The organism is Aquiflexum sp. (assembly GCF_041751335.1).
Taxonomy (GTDB): Bacteria; Bacteroidota; Bacteroidia; order Cytophagales; family Cyclobacteriaceae; genus Aquiflexum.
The window spans coordinates 1-14,795 of record NZ_JBGSXS010000038.1 but is presented as its reverse complement, the minus strand read 5'-3'; the positions used below and the strand labels follow the sequence as shown (position 1 = coordinate 14,795).

Genomic DNA, 14,795 nt, shown 5'->3' with positions numbered 1-14,795 from the left:
ATTCACTTCTGATAATTACTTCCCGATACAAAACTTACTAAAAATATTCGCCAACAAATCATCCGTTGTAATCTCCCCTGTAATCTCCCCAAGATAATGCAAAGACCTCCTGATATCCATGGCCAGAAAATCGTTCGTAATCTGATTGTCCAATCCTGAAAGTACATCCAATAATGACTGACGGGTTTTGACCAGGGAATCGTAGTGTCGGATATTGGTGACGATGGTGTTTCCGGTGCGGAATTTGTCGAGGTTGACCAGTTCCATTATCCGGTTTTTGAGGAGATCAAGGTTTTCTTTTTGTCCCGCTGAAATAAAAATAGTATCAGGATGTTTTTCTTTTAAATCACTGATAAACAATGACCCAGCCTTATCGATCTTATTGGCTACTTTAAGGAAAGGAACGCCAAGGTTTTCCAGTTTATTGATATCCCGACTGATCTCGACCATGTCTGTGTCACCCAAATCAAAAAGATAAAGAATCAGAGATGCGGTCTTCATCTTCTCTTGGGTTCGGCTGACCCCAATGGCTTCGATAGTATCAGTGGTCTCCCTCAAACCTGCAGTATCGATAAACCTAAAAATCACTCCACCAATATTGATCTCATCTTCTATAAAATCACGGGTCGTTCCGGCAATTTCGGAGACGATGGCTTTTTCCTCATTCAAGAGGGCATTGAGTAGGGTGGACTTGCCGGCATTGGGTTTTCCTGCGATGACGGTTGGTACCCCGTTTTTGATCACATTGCCCAAGTCAAAGCTCAAGATCAATTGCTCTACTTCACGTAGTAACTTCTCCACCAATACCCTGAGGTCATTTCTGCTGGCAAATTCCACATCTTCCTCACCAAAATCCAGTTCCAGTTCGATCATGGAGGCAAAGTGTATCAATTCGCCACGAAGCTTGGAAATTTCTCCACTAAACCCGCCCCGCATCTGATTGATAGCAGCCTGATGGGAAGTTTCGGAATCTGAATGAATTAGGTCTGCAACTGCCTCTGCTTGGGCAAGGTCAAATTGACCGTTAAGGAAAGCCCTTTGGGTAAACTCTCCCGGTTTGGCAGGTCTTGCACCTTTTCGGATCAAGAGTTTGATGACCTGATTGACGATGTATGAGGAACCATGGGTGGAAATTTCCACCACATTTTCTTTGGTAAAGGATTTTGGGGCAATAAAAATAGAAACAAGGACTTCGTCTATAATTCTATTCACATCTCGGATGGTACCAAAGTGTATGGTATGGGATTTTTGTGTTTCGAGATTTTTCCCTTTGAAAACTTCATTGGTAATCTTAATGGCATTTTTACCTGACAGCCTGATAACAGCAATGGCACCGACTCCCTGTGGGGTAGCCAATGCCACTATGGTATCTTCTTTTTCGTGAAGGGAAAAGGACATAAATTATTTTGAGAATTTACCGACCAAGCCACTTAGGCCTTCCAGAAATGGGTCGGGCAATCTGTAACCGGGTAATTGTGTGATGTTTTCCATGGCAGCATCCATGATGATAAAGTTAGGGTAGGAGGTGACCCTCATCGCCCGGGCCATGGTAGCCTCGGTATATTCTTTGCCTTTGAATTGGAAAGTCTTCTTGGTGCTTTCGGCATTCATTTTTACCGCATAGAAATTGGTGTTGATGTATTCAATCACTTTAGGATCGGAGAAAGTATCTTTGTCCATCTTTTTGCACCAACCGCACCAATCTGTATAGACATCCACAAACACCATTTTTGGACTTTCATTAGCCTTGGCAGCCGCTTCCTCGAAAGTCAGCCAATTAATTTTATCCTGCGCCAAGCTGAGTTGAAAACTCATAAGGGTGATAAGCATTGCGCCAAATAACTTTTTCATAGTATCTGATTTTTTAATATTCAAATTTAACGAGTTGTTTTGATTTGTAGTTCAATTGGTGGGAAAAGACGTGAGATTTGAGACATAAGACATAAGAAGCGAGAAACGAGAGCCGAGAAACGAGAAGTGAGATGCGAGAAAAAAATCTTGCTTCTTGAGGGGGGAGGGGATCAAGAAGCTGGATTTTACTCTAACTCTTTCTTTGTACTTGGTACATTGTACCTCCTTTTATTCCTAGTCCGCCCCAACATCGGTCATCTGTCATCGGACATCGGACATAATCCTTCCCAAATCTACAATCTAAAATCTACCCTCAATCCTTCATCCTTCCAACCTTCACTGCATCACCAATATGTTGCCCGCCACATCCTTGGACATGAAGATGGATTTTTTGTTGTCTACGAGGATTTCGATGGAACCGTCAAATTCTACCATGTCTGTGATTTTGATCCTGGCCCCGATATAGGCACCGACTTTGTCAAGGTACCTCAAGAAGGCAGCGCTGCTGTCTTTGACGGCGACTATTTGACCAGTGGCATGGAGGTCAAGTTCATTGAGAGGTAATCTTGGGCGGGAGCGGACATCACCATATTCATCCGGGATAGGGTCACCGTGAGGATCAAATTTGGGGAAGCCTAAGTACTCATCCAACCTCTGGATCAGGATCCTTGATTTGATATGTTCGAGTTCATCGGCTACCTCATGGACTTCGTCCCAGGAGAATTTCAGTTTCTCCACCAAAAACACTTCCCATAATCGATGTTTTCTGATGGTTTGGAGTGCCAGTTTTTTACCTGCTTCTGTGATATGGACCCCATAATATTTACGGTATTCGATCACGGCTTTGTCACCCAATTTCCGTAACATGTCAGAGACGGAGGCAGGTTTGGTTTTCATTTCACCGGAAATGTCATTGGTGGAAACGCCTTTTTTCCCACCCTCCGAGAGGTGATATATGGCTTTCAGGTAATTTTCTTCAGCGTAGGTGAGGGGATTCATATCTTATCTTTTCAATGGCAAATATAGAAATTTAGGTTATACTAAAAAATAATTTCATAGAGACTAAAAGACCTGTGGATAACTCAATTTGAATTGTGATCTGGTTTTTAGGTTTGTCTAAAATAAAGATTAGTCATGCATTAATAATATCTCAATTAATTGTTTGTCAAATTCTTATATCAAAAACTATTACTTTAAATCAGGTAGATGGAAGCAGTTATTAGAGTTTTCTTGTTGGCCAATTCAGTTTCCTAAAGGGTATGGTGGTGGATAACTTTTATTTTGGATAATGAAGGGGGAGAGCTTGTAAACCGAAAGGCTGGATAGATTTCTCTCTACGTTCGAAATGCCAAGAAGAAGCAAACGACACATTTGATTCTGAAAAAGTATTCTAAAGTATTAAATATTGCCTTGGCTTCTCGAGGCTTCGCCAACGTGAGTGTTCCACTCATAATAGTCTCAAATAAATTCAAGTGCTTAATTTGAAACCAACTTATCAATCATCTTCAAAAAATCCTCTTCCTGACTTTTCCATAATACCTCTTGTCCAGGTATTACAGTATAATATTGTTGCTTTAAAAAAGTCTGAAAATTTTCCTTTGCATTTGAAAGGTCCTTAAAATTGACTTCCATTCCTGCCGGATAAGGGTCAGACAGTGATTTCCATTTTGGATTGGGAGAGAATAGGCAGGGTTTTAAAAGGGCAAAACATTCAAACAGCTTACTGGGGATTTTGGGCTGGATGCTGGATATTTGGTAATATGGCATCAATATGATATCGGCATGATGATAGGCTTTTAAAATATCTGAATATGGTATTGGAAAGGGGCTGGATTCACCAGTAATGGCAGGGTGGCCCATCTTGTTTTCTATCTGATACTGATATTCAGGTAGGGTAGCATGCCCAATGATATGAAGAGTGGTTTCAGGATAAACCTCATTAATCTTTTTGAACCATTCAATCCCTTCTAAAACCCCATAGACCTTCGTCAATGTGCCTGAAATCAGAAACCGGTATTGGTGACCGATAACATTATAAATGGGAGCAATAGGACAATTATTTCCGAAGAATTTGTTTTCTAAAACAGTAAAAGGTTTGAATTCCGAAAACTCATCTTGGTAACAAGATTCCGCAAAAAAGTAATGGTCTATAAACGGCTTTGAACTAAATTCAATAATATTTACCAATAACTGGGCAAGGGTTTTTTTGATGCCTGATTGGGTTTTGTTTTCTTGGAGATTCAATAAATGATTTTCCTGAATGTCATAGATCAGCTTTGTTTTCAGAAATAATTTACAAAGCATTCCTGCCGGTAATAATTCGAAAGTGGTAATAATGATGACTTTGGGTGTGTCCTTAAAAAGTATACTTAACAATTTCAGATTCACAAACAACCTCGAATAATGGTTTCTTTTTTTGCAAAAAAGCGTAGTGAACTTTATATTTTTTTCATAGGTTTCATTTTTTGTGGAAAATCCTATGATGTTAATCTGGTATTTATTTGTTTCACGCAATGAAAGTCCAAATCTATAATAGGCCCTAGGGTCTTTTAAAGGTTTGAGAACAGAAGCAATCGCAATTTTGGAAAGCAGCATAAACAATTTTAAATTCTTTCGGTCAAAAATATGGAATTATTGAAGTCGATTATTGAAAATGCCTGGGAAAACAGGGAATTGTTAAAAGAAAAAGATGTGGAAATTGCGATAAAAACCGTGATTGCTGAATTGGACAGTGGTAGGTTAAGGGTTGCAGAGCCTTTAATAGATGGTTCTTGGCAGGTAAATGAGTGGGTTAAGAAAGCTGTGATTTTGTATTTTCCGATCCAAAAAATGAGGACCATAGAAGTGGGGCCTTTTGAATTCCATGATAAAATGGCTTTAAAATCAAATTATGCCAAACAAGGTGTTCGGGTTGTTCCTCATGCTGTGGCAAGATATGGAGCATATTTGGCAAGTGGTGTAGTCATGATGCCTAGTTATGTAAACATTGGCGCATATGTGGACAGTGGCACGATGGTTGACACTTGGGCCACGGTGGGTTCATGTGCCCAAATCGGAAAAAATGTTCATTTAAGTGGGGGAGTTGGTATTGGCGGTGTTTTGGAACCCATACAGGCTGCACCTGTAATTGTCGAGGATGGTGCTTTCATTGGTTCAAGGGCCATCATAGTTGAGGGTGTTCATATTGGAAAAGAAGCAGTAATTGGGGCTGGGGTCACATTGACAGCGAGCTCTAAAATCATTGATGTAACCGGATCAGAACCAAAAGAGTATAAAGGTTACGTGCCACCAAGGTCAGTTGTTATTCCTGGGTCACTTACAAAAAAATTTAATGCTGGAGAATTTCAGGTTCCTTGTGCATTGATCATTGGTCAAAGAAAAGCATCTACAGATCTCAAAACTTCCCTTAATGAAGCGCTAAGAGAAAATAACGTTGCTGTTTAAAAATTTTAAAAATAAATAATGAAAGTATTGAATCTGGGTTTTGCCGCCCTAATAGGCATTATATTGACTTTGGGATCCTGCTCCTCGGGTGGATCGAATAGAGGTGATGTACTTTTCAGTCAGGGAAAATATGAGGAAGCCATTAAAGCATACGATAGTTTTTTGGCTGCCAAGCCTAAAGATATAAAGGCATTGTATAACCGAGGTCGTTCCTATGAGGAATTGGGTAACTATTCCCAAGCAGAAAAAGATTTTTTGGCAGCCTTGAATCAGGATACCAAAAATATTCAAGTAATGCTCAGCCTATCCAATATCTATCAAAAGCAAAAAAACCATAACTCAGCTTTACTTTATGCAGATTATGCAGTTGAGGTACCTGGAGCTCCTGCCATGGCATATTTTATGAAAGGAAGAGCATTACATCAGATTGGTAATACCCTAGAAGCAATGAGAGAGTACAGTGCTGCAATCAAAATGGACAAAGATTTTGGACAAGCATATTATTATAGGGGGATGTTGAAAATCGCTACGGAAAAGAAAAAATCAGGATGCGAGGATTTAGGACTTGCTATCAGACTGAATGTCTCGATTGCTGAAGAGGCGAGGGATAAGTATTGTAAATAGGATTTTAGATTTTAGAAGGTAGATTTTAGATTGAGGTTCAATCCGTCCTCTTCATAGATTTTACAATTGTCAAAATTGCGTTCTGATTTTTAAATTTTATTTCTCAAATCTGAGTGATTCTCAAATCTAAAATCTAAGATCTAAAATACCCATCAATGCCCGGCCACCTGCTTCAAACGTTCATACTTTTGAGACATACTTCTAGGTTCGGGTTGATGGTTGCAAATTTCCTCGGAAAGTAAGCGGCCCTGACCTTGACATGTACGGCAGTCTGAAAACTCTTTTAAATATCCGTCACAACGAGGACATCCCAACCTGCCATCTCCGCCACATTTATTACATTCATGATATTCTACGATGTTGAAGATGTTTCTTTTAGTGGTCAGTCCCCTTCCCATACAATTGTTACAACCTACCAATCCTCTTCCCTTGCAAAATGCACAAGTCTGCTCCAATTGTCTGGTCCCATTACAGGTAGGACAATCTTCGTAACGGTAGCCGCTTGGATTACAGAATCTGCAGGCAGCAATGGCATCCAATGGTGCTTTGAGCTTGGTTTGAAGGGCAATTGCTGATTCATAATTATCTCCCTGATGACCATTGATCTCCAAGTACTTTTCCAAAAAAACCGAACTGTTGTCAAACTGACCCAACTCAAATAAAGTCTCTGCAAAGAAGTATGGCATTTCGGGCGGTATGGGAAGATTATTTTCTACGATTTGTCGGAAATAGGAATTAGCTTTTTCAAAATCGCCCTTTTCCATTTCGGTCATGGCATTGTTCATCATACGGGATGAACCACCCAAATTAGGTCTTACTTGGGAAAAGCCGTCAATGCTCCAAAGAAAAAAAAGAAAGCATCCTATTAGGGAAATTCTAAAATTGGTCAGAAAATGTTTTGTATAAGAGGAATCAATCATTAAGAAATATTCGGGTTTTAATCCTTGGCAAAGTAAAAAGCTTTCATCAATAAAACAATGACAAAAAATACAGCTGGCTGACCTTTTTAGAATAAGTGGAATAGCCAGTCAGTTTGCGGAATTACTCAAAGCCACCGGAATGGATACCGTTAAGGAACTTCGAACAAGAAATCCTAAAAATCTCCATAAAGTCCTAACAGAAACTAACGAGACTAAAAAATTGACTAGGGTGGTACCAGCACTTTCTCAAGTGGAAGATTTTATCAATCAGGCCAAACATTTGGAACCTGTAGTGACTCGTTAAACAAAATTCCGCTATATTAAAAAACCTGAATGCTTAAAAACTGTGTTCAGGTTTTTTTATTTTAGCCAAAATAATTTTAACTATCAATTTTTACTATGAGCAAATCTGAAGAATTCAAAAAGCATATTCAACTGGGTTACACTTTTAAAGGTGATTCCATTATTCTAGGCACTGGTATACTTGAAAGTGAACCTATTCCTAATTCACAAATTAAAGTTCCCCTAAAGACTTTTAACCGACATGGACTGATTGCAGGAGCTACGGGTACAGGGAAGACCAAAACCCTACAGGTCATCGCTGAGCAACTTTCATTGAACGGTGTACCCTCAGTTTTGATGGACTTAAAAGGAGATTTGTCCGGTATGGCTAAAGCCGGTACTTTGAGTCCATTTATTGAAAAAAGGAGTAATTTGATCGGGGTAGCATATCAACCCAATGGATTGCCGGTGGAATTGATGTCGATCAGCGATGAAAAAGGAGTAAAATTGAAGGCAACGGTTTCTGAATTTGGGCCAGTGTTGATTTCCCAAATTTTAGAACTCAATGATACACAAAGGGGAGTCATTGCTTTGGTATTCAGATACTGTGATACCCATCATCTTCCGCTATTGGACCTGAGAGATCTAAAGAAAGTGCTTCAATATGTGATCAACGAAGGAAAAACTGAAATAACAAAAGAATATGGTGCCGTGTCACCCGCCACGGTCAACACCATTATGCGGAAAATCATTGAACTCGAGCAGCAAGGAGCGGAAAATTTCTTTGGAGAACTTTCATTCGAGGTAGATGATTTTGTAAGGACTGTGGACGGAAAAGGAGTTGTATCCATTATCCGTTTGACCGATATTCAAAACAGGCCAAAACTGTTCTCCACTTTTATGCTGAGTCTGTTATCTGAAATATATGAGACATTTCCAGAACAGGGAGATTCGGATAAACCTAAATTATGTTTGTTTATCGATGAGGCACATTTGGTATTTTCCAATGCTTCCAAAGACCTGATAGACAAAATTGAAGCCATAGTTAAATTGATCCGATCCAAAGGAGTAGGGGTCTTTTTCTGTACACAGAGCCCAACAGATGTTCCGGATAATGTACTCGGGCAATTGGGATTAAAAATTCAACATTCCCTCAGGGCTTTTACCGCAAAGGACAGGAAAGCAATCACCAAAACAGCTGAAAATTACCCATTATCCACTTTCTATAAAACATCAGAGGTATTGACTTCCATGGGAATAGGAGAGGCTTTGGTTACAGTGCTGAATGAAAAGGGAATTCCTACCCCTTTGGTCCATACCTTATTGAGAGCGCCAATTTCCAGAATGGATATTCTTTCCAATGATGAGATTGATCATTTGGTGTCCCAATCTTTCCTGGTCAAAAAGTACAATGTGAACATCGATAGGAAAAGTGCATTTGAAATTTTGGATCAGAAAATAACTGCTGCCGAAGAGGCTGCAGCCCAACAACAAAAGCAATCACCTGTAAGTACTAATACCCGATCCCAGAGCAGGACACCAAAGGAAACAAGTATCTTTGATGACCTAAGTAAAAATACCATGGTAAGGCAATTGGGAAGGACGATTTTTAGAGAGTTAACTAGGGGTATTATGGGTTCGGTTACCGGAAAGAAAAGGAGATAATTTGTGGATAAGATTTCAATAGGAGTAATTGGGGCCGGGGCCGCGGGGTATTTTGCCGCTATCCATGCAGCTCAAAATGGAGGGTTGGTTACCCTCATTGAAAAAACCTCAAAATCTTTATCCAAAGTGAAGATCTCGGGAGGAGGTAGATGTAATGTGACTCATGCTGCTTATGAAATTTCCAATTTGTCCAAAAATTACCCTAGGGGAGAAAAGTTCTTGAAGAAAGTATTCAGGCATTTTGCGGTGAAAGATACCATTACCTGGTTCCAATCCAAAGGGGCTGAACTAAAAGTGGAGCAAGATGGTCGGATGTTTCCAGTTACAGATAGTTCCCAGACAATCGTTGATGCATTAGAAGACAGTGCCTTGAAATGCGGTGTCAAAATAATCCTCAACTTTCCTGTTGATGAAATTCAAAAAGAGGAGGGGAGGTTCAAAATCAGCTCTAAAGAAAGACAGCTTTATTTTGATAAATTGATTGTTTGTTCGGGTGGGAGTCCAAAATTGGAGGGATTCAACTTTATCAAAAATCTGGGTTACAGCATAGCTCCACCGATACCTTCCTTGTTTACATTCAATACCCCAAATGAACCGATCAAAAAGTTGATGGGGATTGCTGTACCTGATGCAATGGTAAAGTTGGAAAGTACCAAACTGTCCTACAGGGGGCCGTTATTGATTACACATTGGGGAATCAGTGGTCCTGCTGTATTGAAATTATCTGCTTTTGGAGCAGCTTGGTTAAATGAGAAGGATTACAATACTAATGCGCATATCCGGTGGGTTGCGTCATTTTCAGAAAATGAAATCCTTGAACATCTATCTGATTTCAGAATCAAACATCCAAAGAAGAAAGTTGTAACCAATCCTTTGTTCTCTTTGCCTTCAAGGCTTTGGGAACATCTCACTGAAAAATCAGAAATTGAACCTGACATTATTTGGCAAAATTTGCCAAAAAAACATAATCATAAACTAGTTCAAAATCTTTTTTGCTATATTGTCCACATCGAAGGTAAAACCACTTTTAAAGAGGAGTTTGTAACCGCGGGTGGAGTTGAATTAGCCCAAGTAAATCCAGAAACAATGGAAAGCAAATTGACTGATGGTTTATTCTTTGCAGGTGAAGTATTGAATATCGACGGTATTACCGGAGGGTTCAATTTTCAGGCAGCTTGGAGTACCGGATATTTGGCAGGAATGAGTGCAAATCAACAATAAAAAAATGCTCAATAATTATCCCATCAACTTTGAAAAGATAGATGAAATGGCTGAAGGTGATGCTGATTTCAGAGCAGAATTGGTCAGTGCGCTTTTTAAATCTTTAACCGAACTGAAGGAGAAATATCTGGAAGGTGCTGAATTGAAGGATATGGAAATTATTTCACAGATCAGACATAAGGTCAAACCAGCACTTTCAATGTTTGAAATCAACAAATTGGAAAAAGTCCTTCAGGAAGGCAAAGATATCTTGACGGAATTTGGTTTTAATGAAGATTTTTTAGAGCATCTTGATGGGTTTTTGGATGCTGTTCAGGATGCCATTGACCAGGTTAGTCTTAGTTTGAATGTGGATGGGGAGTGAGAATAGAAGGTGGATGTTGGATGTCCGATGACCGGTGACCGAAGTTCGGTATTTTTAAATTTTAATCCGTGAATTAATTTGGACTTAACGGATGTTGGAATAATGGGTAATTGAAAACAAGCTATCTCATTTTTAGAATCAAGTCCACTAGGCGGTTAGAGTAGCCGGCTTCATTGTCATACCAACCTACAATCTTAACCAGGTTTCCTTTTGCCGAAGTCAGTCCTGCATCAAAAATGCATGAGTGGGGATTTCCGATGATATCGATGGAAACAATCGGAGCTTCAATATATTCCACAATACCTTTTAGAGAAGCAAGGGATTCTTCCTTGAAAACAGCATTGACTTCTTCTGTGCTTGTTTCCTTTTTCAACAATAAAATCAAATCTGTCAGGGATCCATCGGGAACAGGTACCCGCATGGCAGAAGCTTCAATTTTACCTTTCAGGTGAGGTAGCACCAATTCCATCGCTTTGGCAGCATTGGTGGTAGTGGGGATTATGGAATATGCCGCAGCCCTCGCCCTCCTTAGATCTCTATGTGGTGCATCATGAAGGTTTTGGTCATTGGTGTAGGAATGTACAGTCGACATAAATCCTTTTACAATACCGAAATGCGCTTCCATGATTTTCAGCATTGGAGCGAGACAGTTTGTAGTACAGGATGCATTAGAGATAATATCATGTTCTTCTTGAAGGACTTCCTCATTGACGCCCAAGACTACCGTGGGGACTTCTTTATCTTTAGATGGCGCAGTGATGATGACCTTCTTTGCCCCAGCTTTGATGTGCCCTTCTGCGAGAGCCTTTTCTGTAAACCTTCCTGTGGATTCCAATACAATATCGATGTCCAAATCAGCCCAGGGAATTTTTTCAGGGTCTTTTTCTGCAAATACTTTGATGGTCCGTCCCTTAACTTTAAGGTCACCTTCATATACAGTAATTGGATAAGGATATTTGCCGTGAATGGAATCGTATTGGATCAAATGGGCAAGGGTATGGGGATCTGTGAGGTCATTGATGGCTATTAGATCGATACCTTCTTTTTCAAGCAAAAGCTTCAAGGTCAATCTACCGATTCTGCCACATCCATTGATGGCCACTCGCTTATTTCTCATGGGGGTTGGTATGTCTTCTTTTATCAGTTGGCGAAAATAATAAAGATGTCTGTCAATGACTAAAATTATTTTTAAGGCTTACTTTCAAGGTTTTGAAAGCGTAGACCAAATATTTTTTGGTCAGGTTTTGCATTATGAATTTAACCCTCTATATTTGCATCACCATTTGAAAAAGTGGTCCCCCATACCAAAAATGGTCGGTTCGTCTAGGGGTTAGGACGTATCCCTTTCACGGATAAAACACGGGTTCGATTCCCGTACCGACTACTCAGGACACTGAAGAAATTCAGTGTTTTATTTTTGAAAAATGGTCGATTCGTCTAGGGGTTAGGACGTATCCCTTTCACGGATAAAACACGGGTTCGATTCCCGTATCGACTACGACAAATGGATGATTTTCATCTTTCGGATTGCTTAGCATGATGAATTTGTTTTATGGTTGTTAGTGGTTAAAGTGAGTATTGAAAAACCCGGGCTTTTAGTTCGGGTTTTTTTATTTATTCAGGAATGGAAAACGAAGAGCCAATAAGCATTGAGCAATACAATCTTGAACTCGATGAAGCTGAAAAAGAAATTGATGAGGGGGAATTTACAACCTATGAAGAACTCAAAAAGGAAATGGAAGAGTGGTGGAAAATCTAATGCCGAGACTATCTCCAAATTTCTAATTTTTCAATTAAACCAGCACCAAACCATACTCCAAAAGCGTGCTCCAAATCTTCGAGCCTAAAAAACGTTCAAAATCTCCGAAACCCGCCTTCCCATATTCTTCTTCAAAAACTCCAAAGGTCATTTCCTTTTTATCAGGTATAGGCGATAGTTCTCTAATAATCCCTTCAAGCCATTTGCCATCTTCTTTCCCGACCACAATCTCGTCCCGATGATTTTTGTTTTCAATGACCAATTTCCAAGTTTCTATCTTATTCCCTTTTTTGCTTACAAAAGCTTCATGAACCAACTCAGGAGTATTCCCTAGCCAGACCATCTTTGCATTGGGTTTCAAAATAATTTCTGTTTCATTTTGAATGGCATTAAAAATAAAATTTGAAGAAACTGATGGACGGGGCACTTTAAAATCAAACCACTCCTGAAGCTTGAAATCAAAACATATTCCATGCATGTAATTGAACAATGCCTTTTTCAAGCCTTCGCTGAACAATTCATGATCGGCACCCTCGGGGTCATCGTGGCTTAGGTCATTTTCTGCAAAGAGACCTTGTTCAGGGCCTGTCCTAACAACTCTAAATGCACCTGGATCAACTCCAATAGGTGCATGGGCAGTCATGGCAAACAAATGCCAGAAACCGGATTGAAGGACATTGTGCATGAACAATTGCCTGACCATTTCCAGGCTGTCAATGGTCTCTTGAGCAGTCTGGGTCGGGAAACCATACATCAAGTAGGCGTGAACCATGATGCCCGATTCGGTAAAATTATGGGCAACCTGCGCTACTTGGGAAACGGTGACACCTTTCTGCATCATTTTCAACAAACGGTCGGAGGCAACCTCTAAACCGCCTGACACGGCAATGCATCCCGATGATTTGAGCAATCTGCAAAGGTCATAGGTAAACCTTTCCTCAAACCGGATATTGGTCCACCATGTGATTTTTAGGTTTCTCCTCAGAATTTCAATGGCGACTTCCCGCATCAGGGCAGGAGGGGCGGCCTCATCTACAAAGTGAAATCCTGTTTCACCAGTTTGCAAAATCAATTCTTCTATCCTGTCACATATCAGTGTGGCACTGACGGGTTCATAATTTTTGATGTAATCCAGCGTCACATCACAAAAGGAGCATTTCTTCCAATAACAGCCGTGGGCCATGGTCAATTTATTCCATCTCCCATCAGACCATAGTCGGTGCATGGGATTGGCTATTTCTATGACTGATAGGTATTGGTGTAGCGGCAATCCCGAATAATCAGGCGTACCGGTTTTACTGAAGGGAACATCACTTTCTTTTGCACCATTGAGGTAAGTTACATGTCCGTCCAAGAACGCAAATGTTCTTTTGAGTTGATGTAGTTCTCTTTTGCCATCCAAATACTCCAATAAACAGGTCAAAGGTCTTTCTCCATCATCTAGGGTAATATAATCCAGGTATTGGAAAACACGTGGCTCTTTGATTGACCGAAGTTCTGTATTTGGGTATCCACCTCCCATGGCAATTTTAATTTGTGGAAACTTGGACTTGATGTATTGACCGCAGCGTAAAGCCCCATACAGATTTCCCGGAAAAGGAACAGACATACAGACTAAATAAGGATCGGTCCTCTCTATGAGTAATTCCAACTCTTCAATTAGAAATTGGTCTGTGAATGAAAGTGGTTCTTCCAAAGCTTTGGCTAATGGATCGAAAGAAACCGCTGATCGGCCCAATCTTTCGGCATATCGGCTGAACCCAAAAAAAGGATCCAACACCTCCTGAATCAAATCCCCCAAATCTTCCAAATAGAGTGTTGCCAAATGCCTCGCTTTGTCCTGTATCCCCATTGTACCAAAAGCCCAATCCATATCATCCAATTGATCAAACCTGGAAGCCTGTGGCAGAAAATCCCCATCACAGATATTATATGCCAATGTAGGATTTTCAAATTGTAGGAATTTGATGACAGGATCTATGGTATGTAGGTAGTCGCTTTGAAGTTTAACTATCCTTTGACTATTTTTAGATGAATTTATAAGATTTTCATTATCAATAGATTGAAATACTTTACTTAAACCTTTTTTTGAAAAAATTCTCAGAATGACTTTTATCCCTAAATCTGATTGATCGGATGTTTTGCCGATGGTATTCAGATAACCTTTGATATAAGCCGTCGCAGGATAGGGAGTATTCAGTTGGGTAAATGGGGGAGTGATTAAAAGAATGGACTTCGGCACAGGAAAGTAATTTACCTCAAATTTCGACAATTTTTAGGGATAACCATTATGGATTCAAGGAATTTGTCGTTACCGAATGTTTTGGGTCTTATCATTGCGAGCCATTAACATTTTGAAAATGTTCAGGATGGGTTATAACATTTGGTTACCAGTCATTCCGAGTTTACAACATTTTGTATATGTTCAAAATAGGTAATGACATCAGGTTACCCGTCATCCCGAGGCACGAGGGATCTCCAGAGGTTCAATATATGTTTATATCTATCATTTACAGCACCTCATGAGACCCTTCCTACGTCCTTTAGATTTACAAAATAGTAATTTTCTAAGATATATGGTTATAGTTATCAACATTGAGGGGGGTCTGGGGGGAGACTGGTAACTTGTTGATAAGTGTGGATAAAGTTAACTTTAAGAATAAAA

Annotated in this window: 14 protein-coding genes and 2 tRNA genes; 9 read left to right on the top strand and 7 right to left on the bottom strand. The window is 39.9% G+C overall.

All coding sequences use genetic code 11. The features are described 5' to 3' along the window. Window positions 1-15: 15 nt before the first annotated feature. The 4 genes from mnmE to ACEW8U_RS02085 form a co-directional block, all read right to left on the bottom strand. The gene (mnmE, locus tag ACEW8U_RS02100) at window positions 16-1,398 is read right to left on the bottom strand and encodes a tRNA uridine-5-carboxymethylaminomethyl(34) synthesis GTPase MnmE (RefSeq protein ID WP_373520378.1); all 1,383 of its coding nucleotides are present in this window, start codon (window positions 1,396-1,398) and stop codon (window positions 16-18) included. Between the two features lie 3 nt (window positions 1,399-1,401). After that, entirely contained in the window at window positions 1,402-1,851 is a 450-nt protein-coding gene (locus ACEW8U_RS02095; protein ID WP_373520377.1) for a thioredoxin family protein, read from the bottom strand. Window positions 1,852-2,187: 336 nt separating this feature from the next. Then, complete coding sequence (locus tag ACEW8U_RS02090) at window positions 2,188-2,850, bottom strand: metal-dependent transcriptional regulator (protein ID WP_373520376.1); 663 nt, start codon at window positions 2,848-2,850, stop codon at window positions 2,188-2,190. 477 nt (window positions 2,851-3,327) lie between these two features. Beyond that, window positions 3,328-4,446, bottom strand: a complete 1,119-nt coding sequence (locus ACEW8U_RS02085; RefSeq protein ID WP_373520375.1) for a hypothetical protein — start codon at window positions 4,444-4,446, stop codon at window positions 3,328-3,330. 30 nt (window positions 4,447-4,476) lie between these two features. On the opposite strand from ACEW8U_RS02085, the gene ACEW8U_RS02080 reads away from it, so the two are divergent. Both ACEW8U_RS02080 and ACEW8U_RS02075 read left to right on the top strand, forming a co-directional pair. Next, window positions 4,477-5,295 carry a 2,3,4,5-tetrahydropyridine-2,6-dicarboxylate N-succinyltransferase gene (locus tag ACEW8U_RS02080; RefSeq protein ID WP_373520374.1) on the top strand — a complete coding sequence of 273 codons (819 nt, stop codon included), beginning with the start codon at window positions 4,477-4,479 and terminating at the stop codon, window positions 5,293-5,295. 18 nt (window positions 5,296-5,313) lie between these two features. Continuing rightward, window positions 5,314-5,919 carry a tetratricopeptide repeat protein gene (locus tag ACEW8U_RS02075; protein ID WP_373520373.1) on the top strand — a complete coding sequence of 202 codons (606 nt, stop codon included), beginning with the start codon at window positions 5,314-5,316 and terminating at the stop codon, window positions 5,917-5,919. A gap of 152 nt (window positions 5,920-6,071) precedes the next feature. Here the strand turns inward: ACEW8U_RS02075 and ACEW8U_RS02070 are convergent, their stop codons facing one another. Further along, entirely contained in the window at window positions 6,072-6,839 is a 768-nt protein-coding gene (locus ACEW8U_RS02070; RefSeq protein ID WP_373520372.1) for a molecular chaperone DnaJ, read from the bottom strand. 67 nt (window positions 6,840-6,906) lie between these two features. Here ACEW8U_RS02070 and ACEW8U_RS02065 point away from each other — a divergent pair, with 67 nt between their 5' ends. From ACEW8U_RS02065 to ACEW8U_RS02050, 4 genes are all read left to right on the top strand, one after another. Next, complete coding sequence (locus ACEW8U_RS02065; RefSeq protein ID WP_373520380.1) at window positions 6,907-7,143, top strand: DUF4332 domain-containing protein; 237 nt, start codon at window positions 6,907-6,909, stop codon at window positions 7,141-7,143. Window positions 7,144-7,238: 95 nt separating this feature from the next. Then, the gene (locus tag ACEW8U_RS02060) at window positions 7,239-8,786 is read left to right on the top strand and encodes a helicase HerA-like domain-containing protein (RefSeq protein WP_373520371.1); all 1,548 of its coding nucleotides are present in this window, start codon (window positions 7,239-7,241) and stop codon (window positions 8,784-8,786) included. A 12-nt stretch (window positions 8,787-8,798) separates the two neighbouring features. Beyond that, window positions 8,799-10,007 carry an NAD(P)/FAD-dependent oxidoreductase gene (locus tag ACEW8U_RS02055; protein WP_373520379.1) on the top strand — a complete coding sequence of 403 codons (1,209 nt, stop codon included), beginning with the start codon at window positions 8,799-8,801 and terminating at the stop codon, window positions 10,005-10,007. A 4-nt stretch (window positions 10,008-10,011) separates the two neighbouring features. Next, a complete protein-coding gene (locus ACEW8U_RS02050) occupies window positions 10,012-10,371 on the top strand; it encodes a hypothetical protein (protein ID WP_373520370.1) in 360 nt (119 codons plus the stop codon). A gap of 121 nt (window positions 10,372-10,492) precedes the next feature. Here ACEW8U_RS02050 and gap read toward each other — a convergent pair whose 3' ends face one another. Next, window positions 10,493-11,488, bottom strand: a complete 996-nt coding sequence (gene gap / locus ACEW8U_RS02045; RefSeq protein ID WP_373520369.1) for a type I glyceraldehyde-3-phosphate dehydrogenase — start codon at window positions 11,486-11,488, stop codon at window positions 10,493-10,495. 195 nt (window positions 11,489-11,683) lie between these two features. Between gap and ACEW8U_RS02040 the strand changes: the two genes are divergently transcribed. The 3 genes from ACEW8U_RS02040 (at window position 11,684) to ACEW8U_RS02030 (ending at window position 12,130) form a co-directional block, all read left to right on the top strand. Further along, a tRNA-Glu gene (locus tag ACEW8U_RS02040) sits at window positions 11,684-11,755 on the top strand. Between the two features lie 42 nt (window positions 11,756-11,797). Next, window positions 11,798-11,869: transfer RNA gene (locus ACEW8U_RS02035), tRNA-Glu, on the top strand. 126 nt (window positions 11,870-11,995) lie between these two features. Then, window positions 11,996-12,130, top strand: coding sequence for a hypothetical protein (locus tag ACEW8U_RS02030; protein WP_373520368.1), 135 nt, complete (start codon window positions 11,996-11,998; stop codon window positions 12,128-12,130). A gap of 34 nt (window positions 12,131-12,164) precedes the next feature. Here the strand turns inward: ACEW8U_RS02030 and ACEW8U_RS02025 are convergent, their stop codons facing one another. Further along, on the bottom strand, window positions 12,165-14,372 hold the full coding sequence (locus tag ACEW8U_RS02025; RefSeq protein ID WP_373520367.1) for a radical SAM protein: 2,208 nt from the start codon (window positions 14,370-14,372) through the stop codon (window positions 12,165-12,167). Window positions 14,373-14,795 lie beyond the last annotated feature (423 nt).